Origin of the sequence: Streptomyces sp. NPDC002701 (assembly GCF_042889045.1) — a bacterium.
Taxonomy (GTDB): domain Bacteria; phylum Actinomycetota; class Actinomycetes; order Streptomycetales; family Streptomycetaceae; genus Streptomyces.
Genome location: NZ_JBIAQL010000005.1, coordinates 653,234 through 668,853 on the forward strand (window position 1 = coordinate 653,234; position 15,620 = coordinate 668,853).

11 protein-coding genes are annotated in these 15,620 nt (G+C 71.1%); 5 read left to right on the forward strand and 6 right to left on the reverse strand.

Annotation, left to right across the window (positions count from 1 at the left end; all coding sequences use genetic code 11):
* The first annotated feature begins 48 nt into the window (after positions 1 to 48).
* Entirely contained in the window at positions 49 to 387 is a 339-nt protein-coding gene (locus ACFYXC_RS18645; RefSeq protein WP_389552729.1) for an Lsr2 family protein, read from the forward strand.
* Here ACFYXC_RS18645 and ACFYXC_RS18650 read toward each other — a convergent pair.
* The gene (locus ACFYXC_RS18650; RefSeq protein WP_389552732.1) at positions 366 to 1,010 is read right to left on the reverse strand and encodes an SCO3374 family protein; all 645 of its coding nucleotides are present in this window, start codon (positions 1,008 to 1,010) and stop codon (positions 366 to 368) included. The two genes, ACFYXC_RS18645 and ACFYXC_RS18650, sit on opposite strands and share 22 nt — an antisense overlap.
* A 440-nt stretch (positions 1,011 to 1,450) precedes the next feature.
* Here ACFYXC_RS18650 and ACFYXC_RS18655 point away from each other — a divergent pair, with 440 nt between their 5' ends.
* Positions 1,451 to 3,979: an ATP-dependent Clp protease ATP-binding subunit gene (locus ACFYXC_RS18655; RefSeq protein WP_388911611.1), complete on the forward strand. Its 2,529-nt coding sequence runs from the start codon at positions 1,451 to 1,453 to the stop codon at positions 3,977 to 3,979.
* 111 nt (positions 3,980 to 4,090) lie between these two features.
* On the opposite strand, the gene ACFYXC_RS18660 is transcribed toward ACFYXC_RS18655, so the two are convergent.
* Entirely contained in the window at positions 4,091 to 4,726 is a 636-nt protein-coding gene (locus ACFYXC_RS18660) for an HAD family acid phosphatase (RefSeq protein ID WP_388911608.1), read from the reverse strand.
* A gap of 138 nt (positions 4,727 to 4,864) precedes the next feature.
* A complete protein-coding gene (locus ACFYXC_RS18665; RefSeq protein ID WP_389552737.1) occupies positions 4,865 to 7,987 on the reverse strand; it encodes an NACHT domain-containing protein in 3,123 nt (1,040 codons plus the stop codon).
* Positions 7,988 to 8,147: 160 nt separating this feature from the next.
* Here ACFYXC_RS18665 and ACFYXC_RS18670 point away from each other — a divergent pair, with 160 nt between their 5' ends.
* Entirely contained in the window at positions 8,148 to 9,671 is a 1,524-nt protein-coding gene (locus tag ACFYXC_RS18670) for a carboxylesterase/lipase family protein (RefSeq protein ID WP_389552739.1), read from the forward strand.
* A gap of 435 nt (positions 9,672 to 10,106) precedes the next feature.
* Positions 10,107 to 10,814: a M23 family metallopeptidase gene (locus ACFYXC_RS18675; RefSeq protein WP_389552742.1), complete on the forward strand. Its 708-nt coding sequence runs from the start codon at positions 10,107 to 10,109 to the stop codon at positions 10,812 to 10,814.
* Between the two features lie 10 nt (positions 10,815 to 10,824).
* Here ACFYXC_RS18675 and ACFYXC_RS18680 read toward each other — a convergent pair whose 3' ends face one another.
* Complete coding sequence (locus ACFYXC_RS18680) at positions 10,825 to 11,409, reverse strand: TetR/AcrR family transcriptional regulator (RefSeq protein WP_388911596.1); 585 nt, start codon at positions 11,407 to 11,409, stop codon at positions 10,825 to 10,827.
* A 333-nt stretch (positions 11,410 to 11,742) separates the two neighbouring features.
* Here ACFYXC_RS18680 and ACFYXC_RS18685 point away from each other — a divergent pair, with 333 nt between their 5' ends.
* The gene (locus tag ACFYXC_RS18685) at positions 11,743 to 13,260 is read left to right on the forward strand and encodes an MDR family MFS transporter (RefSeq protein ID WP_389552864.1); all 1,518 of its coding nucleotides are present in this window, start codon (positions 11,743 to 11,745) and stop codon (positions 13,258 to 13,260) included.
* Between the two features lie 107 nt (positions 13,261 to 13,367).
* Here ACFYXC_RS18685 and cseC read toward each other — a convergent pair whose 3' ends face one another.
* Together cseC and cseB are read right to left on the reverse strand one after the other, a co-directional pair.
* Positions 13,368 to 14,669 carry a two-component system sensor histidine kinase CseC gene (gene cseC, locus ACFYXC_RS18690; RefSeq protein WP_389552866.1) on the reverse strand — a complete coding sequence of 434 codons (1,302 nt, stop codon included), beginning with the start codon at positions 14,667 to 14,669 and terminating at the stop codon, positions 13,368 to 13,370.
* 225 nt (positions 14,670 to 14,894) lie between these two features.
* The gene (cseB, locus tag ACFYXC_RS18695; protein ID WP_389552745.1) at positions 14,895 to 15,620 is read right to left on the reverse strand and encodes a two-component system response regulator CseB; all 726 of its coding nucleotides are present in this window, start codon (positions 15,618 to 15,620) and stop codon (positions 14,895 to 14,897) included.

Consider the following 15,620-nt stretch of genomic DNA (forward strand, 5'->3'; position numbering starts at 1 on the left):
AGCTGCCGTGGGCCCTCGGCCCCGAAGATATCGATGAAAGGAAATCCGGTGGCACAGAAGGTTCAGGTCCTTCTTGTCGATGACCTCGACGGTGGCGAGGCGGACGAGACCGTGACGTTCGCGTTGGACGGCAAGACGTACGAGATCGATCTCACGACTGCCAATGCGGACAAGCTCCGTGGACTTCTCGAGCCGTACGTCAAGGGCGGTCGTCGTACCGGAGGCCGTGCCTCGGGCGGCCGTGGAAAGGCGCGCGCCGCCACGGGTGGTGGCAGCCAGGACACCGCGCAGATCCGTGCCTGGGCGAAGGAGAACGGTTACGAGGTCAATGACCGTGGCCGCGTTCCCGCGTCCATTCGTGAGGCTTACGAGAAGGCCAACGGCTGAGCACAGCGCCGCAACCGGACGCGGTGGCACTCCGTCGCCAGCGTCTCCACGAGCCGTACGAGATCGGGGGCGCCCCCACCGCCCCCGCCGAGGGCCGACAGCGTCGGCAGCGACGACTCCACCTCGCAGCCGGGCTCAGGGGGCCGCAGCCAGACGGCGGCCCCCTGCGAGTCGGTGACGCGGACCCCCCGGACCCCGCGGTCCCCTTTAGGACCCGCCGCACCGCGACCCCCCTCGACGACCTGGCCGGGACCCGGCGGCAGTGGCGCCTCGACGCGCCCGCCCGCGCCGGTCGCCCGCAGATCCAGCGCGAGAGAGCCCCACTCCAGCCAGTCCAGGAGTCCCGGCAGTTCCTCCGCGCTCCCCGCCGCGACGAACATCCGCATCCGGTCCGCCCGCACCGCCACCGGAGACCCGGGCCCCAGCCGCCGCAGCGCCGCGTACCCCGCCTCCGCCGGCGCCTCCAGGACGTCGAAGCGCAGCCCCGTCAGCAGTTCGACCGGCGTGCCGGGCACCGTCGGCCACCGGAGTTCGTTCTCGTACCAGTGCCGGACCGGGTCGTCCGGGCCGACCGGACGGCTCGCGTCGGGCGGACGCCGGGGGAGGGGAACCGTGGGAACCATGCAGGGCCAACCGCCGGAGAAGCGTTCGAGTTACGCTGTGTGGTCCGGTGTGCGCGAAGGGTGGCGCCGGGAGGGACGTGCCGGGACGGTCTCCGACGCAAGAGTGTTCGCCCGTAGCGGAGGGAACCGGTGCACTCGGCATGGAGTGTCAGTGCCTGCGGGTAAGACATCCCTAGTGGGAGGGGCGACACGCTTGGCTCGGGCATCTCACGTTCGCCATCGGCGTACAGATGGTGAGGGTATCTGCTTGGCCTGCGGGAACATCGTCTCGCACCATCAGGTTGGAGCAGATGTCGGCGTTCGGGGTCAGGAGGCAGTGCTGGTTCTCGGTCCGGTGTCGGCAGATGGAATGAGCGGTCCCCGCTTGCGGGACTAAGCTGCGGAAGGACAGGGAGGGGAGCGTCCCCTTACTGCCTGACCGCTCTGAGGAGCGATTAACGATGTTCGAGAGGTTCACCGACCGCGCGCGGCGGGTTGTCGTCCTGGCTCAGGAAGAAGCCCGGATGCTCAACCACAACTACATCGGCACCGAGCACATCCTCCTGGGCCTGATCCACGAGGGTGAGGGTGTCGCCGCTAAGGCCCTGGAGAGCCTCGGGATTTCGCTCGAGGCGGTCCGCCAGCAGGTGGAGGAGATCATCGGCCAGGGCCAGCAGGCCCCGTCCGGGCACATCCCCTTCACCCCCCGTGCCAAGAAGGTCCTGGAGCTGTCGCTCCGCGAGGCCCTTCAGCTGGGCCACAACTACATCGGCACGGAGCACATCCTGCTCGGCCTGATCCGTGAGGGCGAGGGCGTCGCCGCCCAGGTCCTGGTCAAGCTGGGCGCAGATCTGAACCGGGTGCGGCAGCAGGTCATCCAGCTGCTCTCCGGTTACCAGGGCAAGGAGACCGCCGGCGCCAGTGGCGGCCCCGCCGAGGGCACCCCCTCGACGTCCCTGGTCCTCGACCAGTTCGGCCGGAACCTCACCCAGGCCGCTCGTGAGTCCAAGCTCGACCCGGTCATCGGGCGCGAGAAGGAGATCGAGCGGGTCATGCAGGTGCTGTCCCGCCGCACGAAGAACAACCCGGTGCTGATCGGTGAGCCCGGCGTCGGCAAGACCGCCGTCGTCGAAGGTCTCGCGCAGGCCATCGTCAAGGGCGAGGTGCCCGAGACCCTCAAGGACAAGCACCTCTACACCCTGGACCTCGGCGCGCTGGTCGCCGGCTCCCGCTACCGCGGTGACTTCGAGGAGCGCCTGAAGAAGGTCCTCAAGGAGATCCGCACCCGCGGCGACATCATCCTGTTCATCGACGAGCTGCACACGCTGGTCGGTGCGGGTGCCGCCGAGGGCGCCATCGACGCCGCGAGCATCCTGAAGCCGATGCTGGCCCGTGGTGAGCTGCAGACCATCGGTGCCACGACGCTCGACGAGTACCGCAAGCACCTGGAGAAGGACGCCGCGCTGGAGCGCCGCTTCCAGCCCATCCAGGTCGCGGAGCCGTCGCTGCCGCACACCATCGAGATCCTCAAGGGCCTGCGGGACCGCTACGAGGCGCACCACCGCGTGTCCATCACGGACGAGGCCCTGGTGCAGGCGGCGACGCTCGCCGACCGGTACATCTCGGACCGCTTCCTCCCGGACAAGGCGATCGACCTGATCGACGAGGCCGGTTCCCGGATGCGCATCCGCCGGATGACCGCGCCGCCGGACCTCCGCGAGTTCGACGAGAAGATCGCCGGCGTCCGCCGTGACAAGGAGTCCGCGATCGACTCGCAGGACTTCGAGAAGGCCGCCTCCCTGCGCGACAAGGAGAAGCAGCTCCTGGCCGCCAAGGCCAAGCGCGAGAAGGAGTGGAAGGCCGGCGACATGGATGTCGTCGCCGAGGTCGACGGCGAGCTGATCGCCGAGGTCCTCGCGACCGCCACCGGCATCCCGGTCTTCAAGCTGACCGAGGAGGAGTCCTCGCGTCTGCTGCGCATGGAGGACGAGCTCCACAAGCGGGTCATCGGCCAGGTCGACGCCGTCAAGGCGCTGTCGAAGGCGATCCGCCGTACGCGCGCCGGTCTGAAGGACCCGAAGCGTCCCGGTGGCTCGTTCATCTTCGCCGGCCCGTCCGGTGTCGGTAAGACCGAGCTGTCCAAGGCGCTCGCCGAGTTCCTCTTCGGTGACGAGGACGCGCTGATCTCCCTCGACATGTCGGAGTTCAGCGAGAAGCACACGGTCTCGCGTCTCTTCGGTTCGCCCCCCGGCTACGTGGGCTACGAGGAGGGCGGGCAGCTGACCGAGAAGGTCCGCCGCAAGCCGTTCTCCGTCGTCCTCTTCGACGAGGTCGAGAAGGCCCACCCGGACATCTTCAACTCGCTGCTGCAGATCCTGGAGGACGGTCGCCTGACCGACTCCCAGGGCCGGGTCGTGGACTTCAAGAACACGGTCATCATCATGACGACCAACCTCGGCACGCGGGACATCTCCAAGGGCTTCAACCTGGGCTTCGCGGCCTCGGGTGACAAGAAGACCAACTACGAGCGCATGAAGAACAAGGTCTCGGACGAGCTGAAGCAGCACTTCCGGCCCGAGTTCCTCAACCGCGTCGACGACGTGGTCGTCTTCCCGCAGCTCACGCAGGAGGACATCCTGCGGATCGTCGACCTGATGGTCGGCAAGGTCGACGAGCGCCTGAAGGACCGGGACATGGGCATCGAGCTCTCCCAGTCCGCCAAGGAGCTGCTGTCCACGAAGGGTTACGACCCGGTGCTGGGTGCGCGTCCGCTGCGTCGCACCATCCAGCGCGAGATCGAGGACACGCTGTCGGAGAAGATCCTCTTCGGCGAGCTGCGCCCCGGTCACATCGTGGTCGTGGACACCGAGGGCGAGGGTGAGGCGAAGACCTTCACCTTCCGCGGCGAGGAGAAGTCCGCGCTGCCGGACGTCCCGCCGATCGAACAGGCGGCCGGTGGGGCAGGCCCCAACCTGAGCAAGGAGGCGTGACCTCCGGGTCCGCCTGAGAACGACCGCCCGGCGGGCGACTGCCTGCCGGACGACCGAGGGGCCGGTGCTTTCGGGCACCGGCCCCTTCCGTCTGCCGGGGTGTCCCGTCCGTCAGGACAGCTGGCCGTCGTAGTCGGGAAGCTTGTACGTCTTCTCGGCGTGACCGCCCGACAGGTCGGTGGCGCTGTTGCCGATGTTCGCGATGATCGTGTAGCCCTTGGCCTCGATGGCCTTGCGCTGGGCGGTCTTGTAGTCGGCCACGTTCACGAAGAGATCGACGAAGCTGCGTACGTGCAGACCGGAGACCCGGTAGCCGGCGTGCTTGAGGTTGTAGTCCGTCACCGACTTGATGATGCCCGGGCGGGCGGTGACGAAGAACAGGGCGACGCCGTGGTCCTGCGCGTACTTCGCCACGTCGAGGACGGGCGCGTTGGCCGGCGAGGGGTAGCTGAAGCCGAAGTCGGTCTCCAGGGCGGTGTTGTCGATGTCGAGGACGACGGCCTGCTTCTCGCCGGCGGACCCGTCGGCGATGCGTTCCTTCAGGTAGGGCAGTGCCGTGGCCATGACGGCCCGGCAGTCCCTCTGCCAGGTGTCGTAGTCCACGTCCGCGGCGGCGGCCGCCACGGTGGTGGCCGTGGTGGTGGCCGCGGCCGGGGTCGCGGCGGTCGCGGGGCTGATCAGGGCAGCGGTGGCCGCCGTGGCGGCGACGGTCACGCCGAGGAGGCGCTGCAGGCTGCTTCCGGTCATGGGTGGGGGGTTCCTCTCGCGTCGGAGCGCTGCGGGACATGAGTCGTGTGCATGCTCATGGGCGTGTGAGGCCGGCGGGGGGCGACAAGATTACCGAGCGGTAACTGTAGGGCGGGCGTGTGGGGTTGGGCCAGACCCCTACAGGACCGTGTGCGGTTTCACGACGGAGTGCGTGCCCGGGAGACGCCGGAGGATCTCCTCCGGCACCTCCGGCACCTCCGTCGTCTCCGGGGCGAGGACGAAGGTGACGGACCGCAGCCCGGGAAACAGGGCCGGTACCGCCGAGAGGTCCTCGGTCCCGGTGAACCTGTTGAAGCAGAGCCGCTCGATGCCCGGCAGGACGGGGCCGTCCGTCCACGGGACCGCCGTCCAGTTGAGGCGCAGATCCGTCAGCCCGGGCAGCAGCGCCACCTCCTCGCGGTCCCGCGGGGTGAGCGGTTCGTGGAGGCCGGCCAGGCTCAGCGTCCGCACCGAGCGCATCCGGTGCAGGCCGCGCAGCCCGGTGCGGCGAAGGGCGCTCTTCGTGAAGCGCAGATAGGTGAGACCGAGACCCGCCGGGAGGACGGCGTCGAGGGACTCACCCATGAGCGCGCATCCGATGTCGAGGCTTCGCAAGTGCGGGGACGCCGAGAGCGGTGACAGCACGTCGGGCTTCTCCAGGCCCTCCATGAGGTCCACCGACAGCCACTCCAGCGGAAGCCCGGCCAGCGGACTCAGGTCCGCCACGTCCGGGCTGCCGCTGATGTCCAGGTGCCTGAGCCGGTGGAGCGAGGAGAGACAGTCCAGGGAGCGCAGGGCACGGTTGCGCCGCGAGACGAGCATGCGCGTGACGTCCGGGACGAGCACGGACTCCAGCTCGGCGGCCTCGATGTTCCCCTCGGTCTGCAGCCGCTGCCGCCCGCCGAGGGAGCGCAGGGCGCGCAGGTGGTCCGCCGAGTGCGCGGTGAAGTACAGGTCGTCCTCGGGCAGGTGGGCGATGACGTCGGCCGCGTACCGCTCGCAGTCGAAGCGGTGCCACGTCCAGGTGAGCTGGGCGCGGATCGACAGGGCGGGGTGGGAGCGGTAGCGGGCCAGGACCGGCAGGGCCGCGTCGGTGCCGATGAGGGACGCGGTGACGACGACGGCCCGGGCCTCCGCCTCGGACAGGCCCTCGGGCCCGGGCAGCAGTTCCAGCGCCAGCGGGCCGACCGCGGCCAGCTCCCGGGCCTCCTCGGCGGTACGGGGCGGGATGAGCGTCGCCGCCTGTTCCTCCACGGCGGCCCTGACGTCCGGGGCGAGTTCCGTGGCGTGCTCCAGGCCGGCCAGGGCGAGCAGCCGGATGCGGGTGCCGCCGGCCGGCCCGGCGTGTTCGGCGGCGGCCAGCAACTGGGTGAGGAACTCCGCCCGTTCGCGGGGCCGGGCGTGGGCGACGGCCATCCGGATCACGTCCGACCACTGGGAGTCGGCGGCGCCCCGGACCAGCAGCCCGAAGTCGCCGTCCTCCACCGCCGCCTTCGCGCCCAGGTAGTCCTGGAAGGTGCGGTGGACGAACTCGACCGTGCCGAGCGAGGGCTCGCGGAGCAGTCCGCTGCGTACCAGGAGATGGCGGTAGATCGTGGCGGCGTCGCCCTGGCTCGCGACGGCGGGCAGGGCGGGCAGGGCGTCCGCGATGAGCCGCTCGGCCCGTTCGCGGTCCATCTCCAGCCGGTTGTTGCGGATCAGCCAGTAGGCCAGGCGCTGGAGGAGCTGGATCTGGGGGAGTTCGGTGAGCCGGACGTCGTCGTGCGGGAGCATGTCCCGCTCCTGGTCGCGGCGCGCGAGGAGCATGGAGAGCGCGGCGTCGTACAACTCCTGCCGTCCGTGCGGCAGATAGCCGCGCCGGTCCCGGTGCAGGGCGCAGATCAGGCCGCACATCAGGGGGTTGGTGGCGAGGCGGCCGAGGTCCGGCTTGGTGCCGACGGCGTCGAGCAGCGAGGTCTCGTACGCGGCGAGGCGTTCGGTGTCCGGGGCGTCGACGCGGGCCGCCAGGTGCCAGCGTTCGATGAACGCCCTGACGTCGTCGCGGCTCATCGGGGCGAGCGCGAGTTCCGTGAAGCCGTCCGCGGCGAGCCAGTTCTCACGGACGGCCGAGGGGCGTGAGGTGATCAGCCACTGGTTGCCCGGATAGGCGTCGAGCAGGTCGCGCAGCCAGCGACGGGTGCGCTCGCGGTCGGGTTCCGGTATCTCGTCCATGCCGTCGACGAGCAGCAGCCCGCGGCCCGCCCCGAGCACCCGGTCGGCCCAGCCGGCCGGCGCCGCGCCGTGGAAGGGCACGCGGGTGGCGGCGAGGAAGTCGGCGGGCGCGGGCAGTCCGCCGGGGCGCCGGACGAGGGTACGCAGGGGCAGGACGAAGGGGATCCGGTCACCGCGCTCGCCCCGTGCCGCCGTCACCGCGAGCCACTGCACCAGTGTCGTCTTGCCCGATCCGGCGACTCCCCGCAGCAGTACCAGGTCCTGTTCGGACAGCGCGTCGTCGGCGGACAGCGGCAGGGCGGGCGTGCCGGCGGCCCCGCCGTCCTCGTCGTCCGTGGCGGGGCGCAGGGCCTGGAGGGTGAGGTAGGCGGCGTCCAGGGGCCAGCGGTCCGGCGAGTTCATCAGGTCGATGCCGTAGATGGTGAGCCGGCTGTGCTTCGTCGCCGTGTGGGCGAGGAGGCGCCGCTCGAACGCCGCGTCGCCGCCGCCGGGCGGCGCCGTCCGGGCGATCAGCTCGTCCACCTTCGCGATGAGTTCGGCCTGCCGGCGGGTCTGTTCGACGAGGGTCCTGGGCACAAAGGTCGAGCGCTGGGTGAAGAAGTGCAGGATGTGCAGACAGGCCGTGTCGAGCAGCCGCTCGTAGAACAGCGTCGCGTCGAAGCCGAGGTCCCGGCCGGGGTTCCCGGCGGTGTGGCGCAGATGCAGCGCAAGGCCCGTGTGGCCGAGGGCCACGGCCTGCGCGTCCGTCATGGTGAGGTCGCCGAGGGCATGCAGGGTGTCGGCGAGGGCGTGCACGACGGGTTGTTCCTCGTCGGTGGGGACGGGCCGTTCGGAGGCGTCCCGGACGGCCCGCGCGACCAGTTCGGTGGCGAGGCGGGTCACGTCCCTCGCGTTCAGTGTGCGCTGCTCGCCCTTGAAGGAGACGCGGGACGAGATGCGTACGGGCCGGTCGACCAGGCCCGCGCCCGGCCCCTCCGTCACGAAGAGTTTCCTGATGAGCGGTGTGGCCACGCTGGACGCCAGCCGCACGCCTACGGTTGCCGGTTCCATGGCGCTCCCCCGAGGGCATGGTGGATGGTCGGCCAGCGTACCGGCCGGGACGCGCCCCTGTCCGTGCCGGTGGATCTTGGCGCGACAAATGCGGTGGCAGTACGGACCGGTACGGCGGGAGGATCCGCAGTGTCCGAACCGCCCACGGAGGGGAGCGGCCATGGCTGCCGACGCGCCCGAAGTCCGTACCGCAGCAGGTGTGTTGAGGGGAACGGCCGGGAACGCCGGTACGGCGGTCTTCCGGGGCGTCCCCTATGCCGCGCCGCCCGTCGGCCCGCTGCGGTTCGGGGCACCGAGGCCCGCGCCGGGCTGGGACGGCGTACGGCGGGCGACCGCGTTCGGGACGCCGCCTCCGCAGTCCGCCGCGTTCGGCATGGACGCGCTGGCCCCCGCGGACGCCGACGACGGCGACTGGCTGACGCTCAACGTGTGGACGCCCGATCCCGGGCCCGGCGCCGGGCTGCCGGTGATGGTCTACCTGTTCGGCGGCGCGTACGTCATCGGGATGACGGGCCTGCCCGAGTACGACGGCGGCCGGCTGGCGGGCGAGGGCGGCGTCGTCCTCGTGACGCTCAACTACCGGCTGGGCATCGAGGGGTTCGGGCTCGTCGAGGGCGCGCCGGCCAACCGCGGGCTGCTCGACCAGGTCGCCGCGCTCGCGTGGGTGCGGGACAACATCCGGGCCTTCGGCGGCGACCCGGACCGGGTCACGGTCTTCGGCCAGTCGGCCGGCGCGGGCTCGCTCGCCGCGCTGCTCGCGATGCCGCGTGCGGCGGGTCTCTTCCGCCGGGCCGTCGTGCAGAGCGTGCCCGGCCCGTTCCTCTCGTCCGCGCTCGCCGCGGACGTCGCCTCGGAGCTCGCCGCGGAGCTGGGACTGCGGCCGGCCGTGGACGACCTGGCCACGGTGGCGCCGGGGCTGCTGCCCGGGGCGGCGGACGCGCTCGGGGCGCGGATGGGGCAGTACGCGCGGAGGTGGGGAGTGCTGGCGCACACGGCGATCCCGCTGGCACCCGTGGTGGACGGAGACGTGCTGCCCCGCGCGCCCTGGGAGGCGCTCGCCGCCGGCGCCGCACGGGACATCGACCTCGTCGTGGGTCACACGCGGGACGAGTACCGGCTCTTCATGGCGCTCGACGGGACACTGGGCCAGGAGATGGCGCAGGAGCGGGCGGCGCAGGCGCTGCGGAACTTCTCACCGGCCGGGGGCGGGGACGAGGCATACCGGAAGGCCGCCCCGGAGCTCGATGCGGCGGGACTGTACGAGCGGGTCCACTCCGACTGGCTCTTCCGTATGCCCACCCTGCAGCTGGCCGAGGCCCAGGTCGCGGGCGGCGGGCGCGCCCACCTCTACGAGCTCGTGTGGGAGGCGCCCGGCATGGGCGGGCTGCTCGGGGCCTGCCACGGGCTCGATGTGCCGCTGGTCTTCGGGAACCTGCGCGGCGGGCTGCCGGCGCTGCTGTTCGGAGAGGCGCCGCCCGCCGAGGCGGAGGAGCTGTCGCGGCTGTTCCGGTCCGCGTGGACGGGGTTCGCGGCGGGGGAGGGGCCGGGCTGGGCCGCGTACGACGTCGAGCGGCGGCCGACGCGGATCTTCGCCGTGCGGCCGAGTGTGGCCGCGTATCCGGAGGAGGGGTCACGGGCGCTGTGGCGGGGGCATGTCTTCGGGGCGTTGCCGCTGCGGGGATGAGGGCGGGGCTGTAGCCGCCGTCACATCCGACCACTCCTGGATCTTGCCGCCCGGTGACATGACGCACAGGGGTTTCGAGCCCTACTAGGGGTGATAGTGGCGCTTCGGGCACGGGCGGAAGGGACCTTCGGCCCTGGGGGTGGAGTCGGAGTCCCCCCGGCCGGGAGGACCGGTGGGCGAGGCGGGAGCGGGGCCGGAGGGACCGCGTCTGAAGTGTATGTAAACCGGTCTTCGACGGGAGAAACGGGATAATTTCGGACTGGCCGGTGTTTCTGTCAAGAAGTCGAAAGTTTTGAGGTCAAGTACGACTTGCGGTCGTAGATGGGGGTTTTGGGGGTTGGCGGGGACGCGGGTTACCAAGGGATGACCGACCCCGCCCGGCGCACCGTCAGCGCGCCGGGTGTGTTGTTGCCCGTCCCCCCGGAGGTAGTCCCCATGTCGCAGCGCACCACGTTCCTCATGCCCGGCACGTCCCAGCTCCGTGCCCGGGCGGCCGTCCTGGCCCTCGGCCTGGGAGCCTCGGCCGCCGTCGGAGCCGGGGTCGCGGTCGCAGCCGACGCCAGGGCGAACGCCGTGGCCCTGCCGGAGTCGGCCGCAGCCGCCGTGCAGCAGCAGGCCGCCGCGCAGGCCAAGGCCGCCACGGCCGCGCAGACGAAGAGCAAGGCGGCCGCCAAGAAGGCCGCCGCCGGGAAGGCCGCCAAGCCGAGCGCCGCGAAGACGGCCGCCTCCTGGGTCGACCCGGTCAAGGAGTACAAGCTCTCCGCGAGCTTCGCCCAGGCCGGCAATCTGTGGTCGTCCACCCACTCCGGCCAGGACTTCGCCGTCTCCTCCGGCACCCAGGTCTTCGCCACCCACGGCGGCACCGTCGTGAAGGCCGGCGGCAACGGCGCCGGTGACGGACCCGCGTACGGCAACGCCGTCGTGATCAAGCACAGCAACGGCACGTACTCGCAGTACGCGCACCTGTCCCGCGTGCACGTGAAGGCCGGCCAGGCCGTCAAGACCGGCCAGCGGATCGCGCTGTCCGGCAACACCGGCAACTCCAGCGGGCCGCACCTGCACTTCGAGATCCGTACGACGCCCAACTACGGCACGGCGGTCGACCCGGTCGCCTTCCTGCGCACCAAGGGCGTGCGCCTCTAGGCGGCGGCGCTCAGGACTCGTGCGGGCCGGAGTGGGCCCGCGTGACCAGCTCGACGGCGACCTCCAGGACGGCTTTCCTCTTGTCCTCGGGGTCGCCTTCCATGTCCTTGAGGGCGAACATCCCCGCGTGCATGGTGAACAGGGCGCTCACGCACCGGACCTGGTCCGTCAGCGGGGCGTCCGGCTCCTTGATGATGTCCAGCATCTTGAGCATGCGGTCCTTGAAGGACTCCCCGATGCTCAGCTCACGGACCGTCGCCTGATTCTCCTGCATGAAGCGGAACAGGGGCGCCGCGTCGGTGAGGGCCCTGCTGTACCGGTGCAGCAGCTCCCGCTTGGTGTCGAGGACGCGCGGCTGTCCCCTGCCCCACTCGATCAGTTCGTCGATCGGCCTCGTCAGGTCCTCGAAGAGGCTGATGAGGATGTCTTCCTTCGTCTTGAAGTGGTAGTAGAGCGCCGCCTTCGTGACGTCCAGCCGTTCGGCGATCTCGCGCAGGGAGGTCTTCTCGTAGCCCTGGTCGGCGAAGAGTTCGACGGCCACGTCCTGGATGCGCTGGCGGGTGTCTCCGCGCCGCCGCTGCCTGCTGCCGTCCATCGTGGCGCTCCTCGTCCTGGTCACACGCCCACGGCGTAGGTAAGAAAGAACTTACTTGACGCCCGGCTAGTTACGGGTCTACTTTCCCCAGTGTAGTCAGCTTGCCGGTCGGCAAGTAAGTGGCAGGGCGGTACCCAGGGGAGTGGGACAGTGGCGGACACAAGGGCGGCCGGGACGGCCGACGCGGCGGGCGAGGCGAGGAAGCCCCGCAAACGGACGAAGATACCGGCGGGCCCCGAGGGCGCAGGCGAGCGGGCGGGGACACCGGCGGACGCCGGCGGACAGGCGACGGCGCCCACGGTCGGCACAGGCACCACGGGCACCCCGGTCGCCGTGGGCGCCGGGGACACGGGCAAGCAGCCCCGGAGCGTCCGGGTCGTCCTGCTCGCCCTGATGATCGCGATGCTGCTCGCGATGCTCGACAACATGATCGTCGGCACCGCGATGCCGACCATCGTGGGAGAACTGGGCGGCCTCGAACACCTGTCGTGGGTCGTCACCGCGTACACGCTCGCGACCGCCGCCTCCACCCCGATCTGGGGCAAGCTCGGCGACATGTACGGGCGCAAGGGCGTCTTCATGACCTCGATCGTGCTCTTCCTGATCGGGTCGGCGCTGAGCGGAATGGCCCAGGACATGGGCCAGCTCATCGGGTTCCGCGCGATCCAGGGACTCGGCGCGGGCGGTCTGATGGTCGGCGTCATGGCGATCATCGGTGACCTGATCCCCCCGCGCGAGCGGGGCAAGTACCAGGGCATGATGGCCGGCGTGATGGCCCTCGCCATGATCGGCGGACCGCTGGTCGGCGGCACCATCACCGACCACTGGGGCTGGCGCTGGTCCTTCTACATCAACCTGCCGCTCGGCATCGTGGCGCTGGTCGCCGTCAGCGCCGTACTGCACCTGCCGAAGAAGCGGGTGGAGGCGCGGATCGACTACCTGGGCGCCGCGCTGCTCACCGTGGGCATCACCGCGATCGTGCTCGTCACCACCTGGGGCGGGACCGAGTACGCCTGGGACTCCGCCATGATCATGGAGCTGATCGCGATCGGGGTCGCCGCACTCGTCGGCTTCCTGTTCGTGCAGACCAAGGCCGCCGCGCCGGTCATGCCGCTGCACATCTTCCGCAGCCGCAACTTCACGCTGATGTCCGTCGTCGGCTTCGTCGCCGGGTTCGTGATGTTCGGCGCGGTGCTGTTCCTGCCGCTCTACCAGCAGTCGGTGCAGGGCGCCTCCGCGACCAACTCCGGACTGCTGCTCCTGCCGATGCTCGGCGCGATGCTCGTGACCTCCATGGTCGCCGGACGCGTGACCACCAACACCGGGCGCTACAAGGTCTTCCCGATCGTGGGCAGCGCGCTGATGGTGGTCGGGCTGTACCTGCTGTCGCTCATGGACACCGACACCTCGCGGCTGACGTCCGGTGTGTACATGGCCGTCGTCGGCGCGGGCATGGGCTGTCTGATGCAGATCACCATGCTCGTCTCGCAGAACAGCGTCGAGATGAAGGACATGGGCGTCGCGTCGTCCTCGACCACCCTGTTCCGTACGCTCGGCTCGTCCTTCGGGGTCGCGATCATGGGAGCCCTGTTCAACAACCGGGTCCAGGACGTGATGAGCGAGCGGGCCGGGGCACTGGGGTCCAAGGTCACCGAACAGTCGGCGCAGCTGGACGCGGCGAGTCTGGCGAAGTTGCCGGTGGCGGCGCGGGAGGCGTACCAGCACGCGGTCGCGTCCGGCACGCACTCCGCGTTCCTGCTGGGTGCCGCCGTGGCGGTGGTCGCGCTGGTGACGGCGGTGTTCGTGAAGGAGGTCCCGTTGCGGGGTGCCTCCGGCGGGGGTGCGGGGTAGGCAGCGGGGGCTCCGCCCCCGGGCCCCCGGTCCTCAATCGCCGGACGGGCCAATGAATCAGCCCGTCCGGCGATTGAGGACGAGTGCGCAGCGCGATCGCGGGGCCCTCACCCCGGCGGCAGCATCGGGTAGCTGCCCGTGTTCGTCGGGGCGTGTTCCGGGAGCCACAGCACCGCCACCGCCCCCTCCGCCGGGACACCGTCCGGCGCCCCCACCGCCCGCACGTTGCGGAACGTGAGCCGCGCCCCCAGCACCCGCGCCTGACCCGCGGCGATGGTCAGCCCCAGCCCGTGCCCGTGCCCCGCCCGGTCACTGCTGCCGGTACGGAAGCGCCGGGGCCCCTCCGCGAGCAGCGCCTCGGGAAAGCCGGGCCCGTGGTCGCGGATCCGGATGACCCGGCCCTCGACGGTGACCTCGATGGGCGGCTTGCCGTGCTTGGCGGCGTTGACCAGGAGGTTGATGAGGACGCGCTCCAGCCGGCGCGGGTCGGTGGTGACCGCCGACTCGTGCACCACGCGGACGCGGATCCCCGGGTCGCGCGCGATCATCCGCCGGGTCACGAACTCGCCCAGCACGATGTCCTGCAACTCGGCCCGCTCGGACGCGCTGTCCAGCCGGGCCACCTCCAGGACGTCCTCGACCAGCTGGCGCATGGCCTGCGCCCGGTCCCGTACGAGTTCCGTCGGGCGCCCGGGCGGCAGCAGTTCGGCCGCCGTGAGCAGCCCGGTCACCGGCGTACGCAGCTCGTGCGCGATGTCCGCGGTCACCCGCCGCTCCGCCTCGATGCGCTGCTGCAGGGCGTCCGCCATCGCGTCCACGGCCCGCGCCAGGTCGTCCGTCTCGTCGCGCACGACCCCGCCGATGGAGTCCCGTACCCGTACGTCCGGTTCGCCCTGCGCGACCCGCCGGGCCGCCATGGCCGCCTTGCGGAGCCGTCGCGAGAGCTGGCCGCCGATCAGGACGCCGAGCGCGCAGCCGCCGAAGACCACCGCGATCGAGCCGATGAGCAGGGCCTCGTCGAGGTCCTTGAGCACGGTCGTGCTGCGGTCGGTGAAGCTCGTGTGCAGTGACAGGATCCGGCCGTCCTTGAGCGGGACGGCCGCCCAGATGTCGGGCACGCCGCTGGGGTGCTCCGTCACATAGGTCGCCCGGCGCCCGTCCTTCGCCTTCGCCAGCAGGTCCTCCGGCAGGGCGGGGTCGTCGATCTTGATGCCGGGGAAGTTCGGCCGCCCGGAGGACTCGTAGTTCCGCTGCGCGATCTGGACGCGCTCGTCCGCGAGGTCGCGCGCGTTGTCGAGCATCGAGACCCGGGCGGCGTTGTGCACGACCAGGCTCAGCGCGACGGCCACCAGCGCGCCGACCGCGGCGATCGCGGCGCTGAGCTTCCACCTGAGCCCCGTACGCGGCATCAGGCGCCCGAGTCGCTCGCGCCGGCCTGCCCCGGCCCGCTCGCCGAGCCCCTGCCGCCGACTGCCGAGGACCTCCCCGTGGCTGCCGAGAACTTCCCCCTGGCTGCCCCGGCCGTCCTGGCTGTCGTGTCTGTCATGTCTGCCGTCGCTGTCCAGGACCCGCTCCCGGCTGTCGCTTCTGTCGCTTCTGTCGTTGCTGTCGCTCCTCCGCATCGTCCGCTCCGCTCAGCCCTTCAACTTGTAGCCGAAACCGCGGACCGTCTCGATCCGGTCCTGGCCGATCTTCGTACGCAGCCGCTGCACATGGACGTCCACGACCCGGGTGTCACCGCCCCAGCCGTAGTCCCACACCCGTTCCAGAAGCCTGTCGCGCGACAGGACCGTACCCGGTGCGGACGAGAACTCCAGGAGCAGCCGCATCTCGGTGGGTGTCAGAGCCACCGGAGTGCCTCCCCTGCGCACCTCCATGCCCTCCGTGTCGACCTCCAGTTCGCCGTCGCCGGCGCCGAAGGACAGCACCCCGCCACCGGGGTCGGCCGCGGCGCCGTCCGCCGCGGCGCCGGACCGCGGACCGCTCGCGTGCCCGAAGCGCCGCAGCACGGCCCGGATGCGAGCGACCAGCACGGCCCCGTCGAAGGGCTTCGTCACATAGTCGTCGGCGCCCGCCTCCAGGCCGAGGACGACGTCGATCGAGTCGGCGCGGGCCGACAGCATGATCACGGGAACGGTCGACTCGTCACGGATCCGCCGGCACAGCGACACCCCGTCGAGGCCCGGCACCATCACGTCGAGGAGCGCGATGTCGGGCCGGTCCGCGCGGAACGCCTCGAGCCCCGACAGGCCGTCGCGCACGGCGGTCACCGCGAAGCCGTCGCGCTCCAGCGCGAGTTGGGTGGCCTCGCGAATGACATCGTCGTCCTCGACGAACAGGACATGGGTCTGCTCTGCCAT

Coding starts and splice junctions, on each gene's coding strand:
- ACFYXC_RS18650 (WP_389552732.1), bottom strand. CDS start 1,010: ATGGTTCCCACGGTTCCCCTCCCCCGGCGTCCGCCCGACGCGAGCCGT.
- ACFYXC_RS18655 (WP_388911611.1), top strand. CDS start 1,451: ATGTTCGAGAGGTTCACCGACCGCGCGCGGCGGGTTGTCGTCCTGGCT.
- ACFYXC_RS18660 (WP_388911608.1), bottom strand. CDS start 4,726: ATGACCGGAAGCAGCCTGCAGCGCCTCCTCGGCGTGACCGTCGCCGCC.
- ACFYXC_RS18665 (WP_389552737.1), bottom strand. CDS start 7,987: ATGGAACCGGCAACCGTAGGCGTGCGGCTGGCGTCCAGCGTGGCCACA.
- ACFYXC_RS18670 (WP_389552739.1), top strand. CDS start 8,148: ATGGCTGCCGACGCGCCCGAAGTCCGTACCGCAGCAGGTGTGTTGAGG.
- ACFYXC_RS18675 (WP_389552742.1), top strand. CDS start 10,107: ATGTCGCAGCGCACCACGTTCCTCATGCCCGGCACGTCCCAGCTCCGT.
- ACFYXC_RS18680 (WP_388911596.1), bottom strand. CDS start 11,409: ATGGACGGCAGCAGGCAGCGGCGGCGCGGAGACACCCGCCAGCGCATC.
- cseC (WP_389552866.1), bottom strand. CDS start 14,669: ATGCCGCGTACGGGGCTCAGGTGGAAGCTCAGCGCCGCGATCGCCGCG.
- cseB (WP_389552745.1), bottom strand. CDS start 15,620: ATGGCAGAGCAGACCCATGTCCTGTTCGTCGAGGACGACGATGTCATT.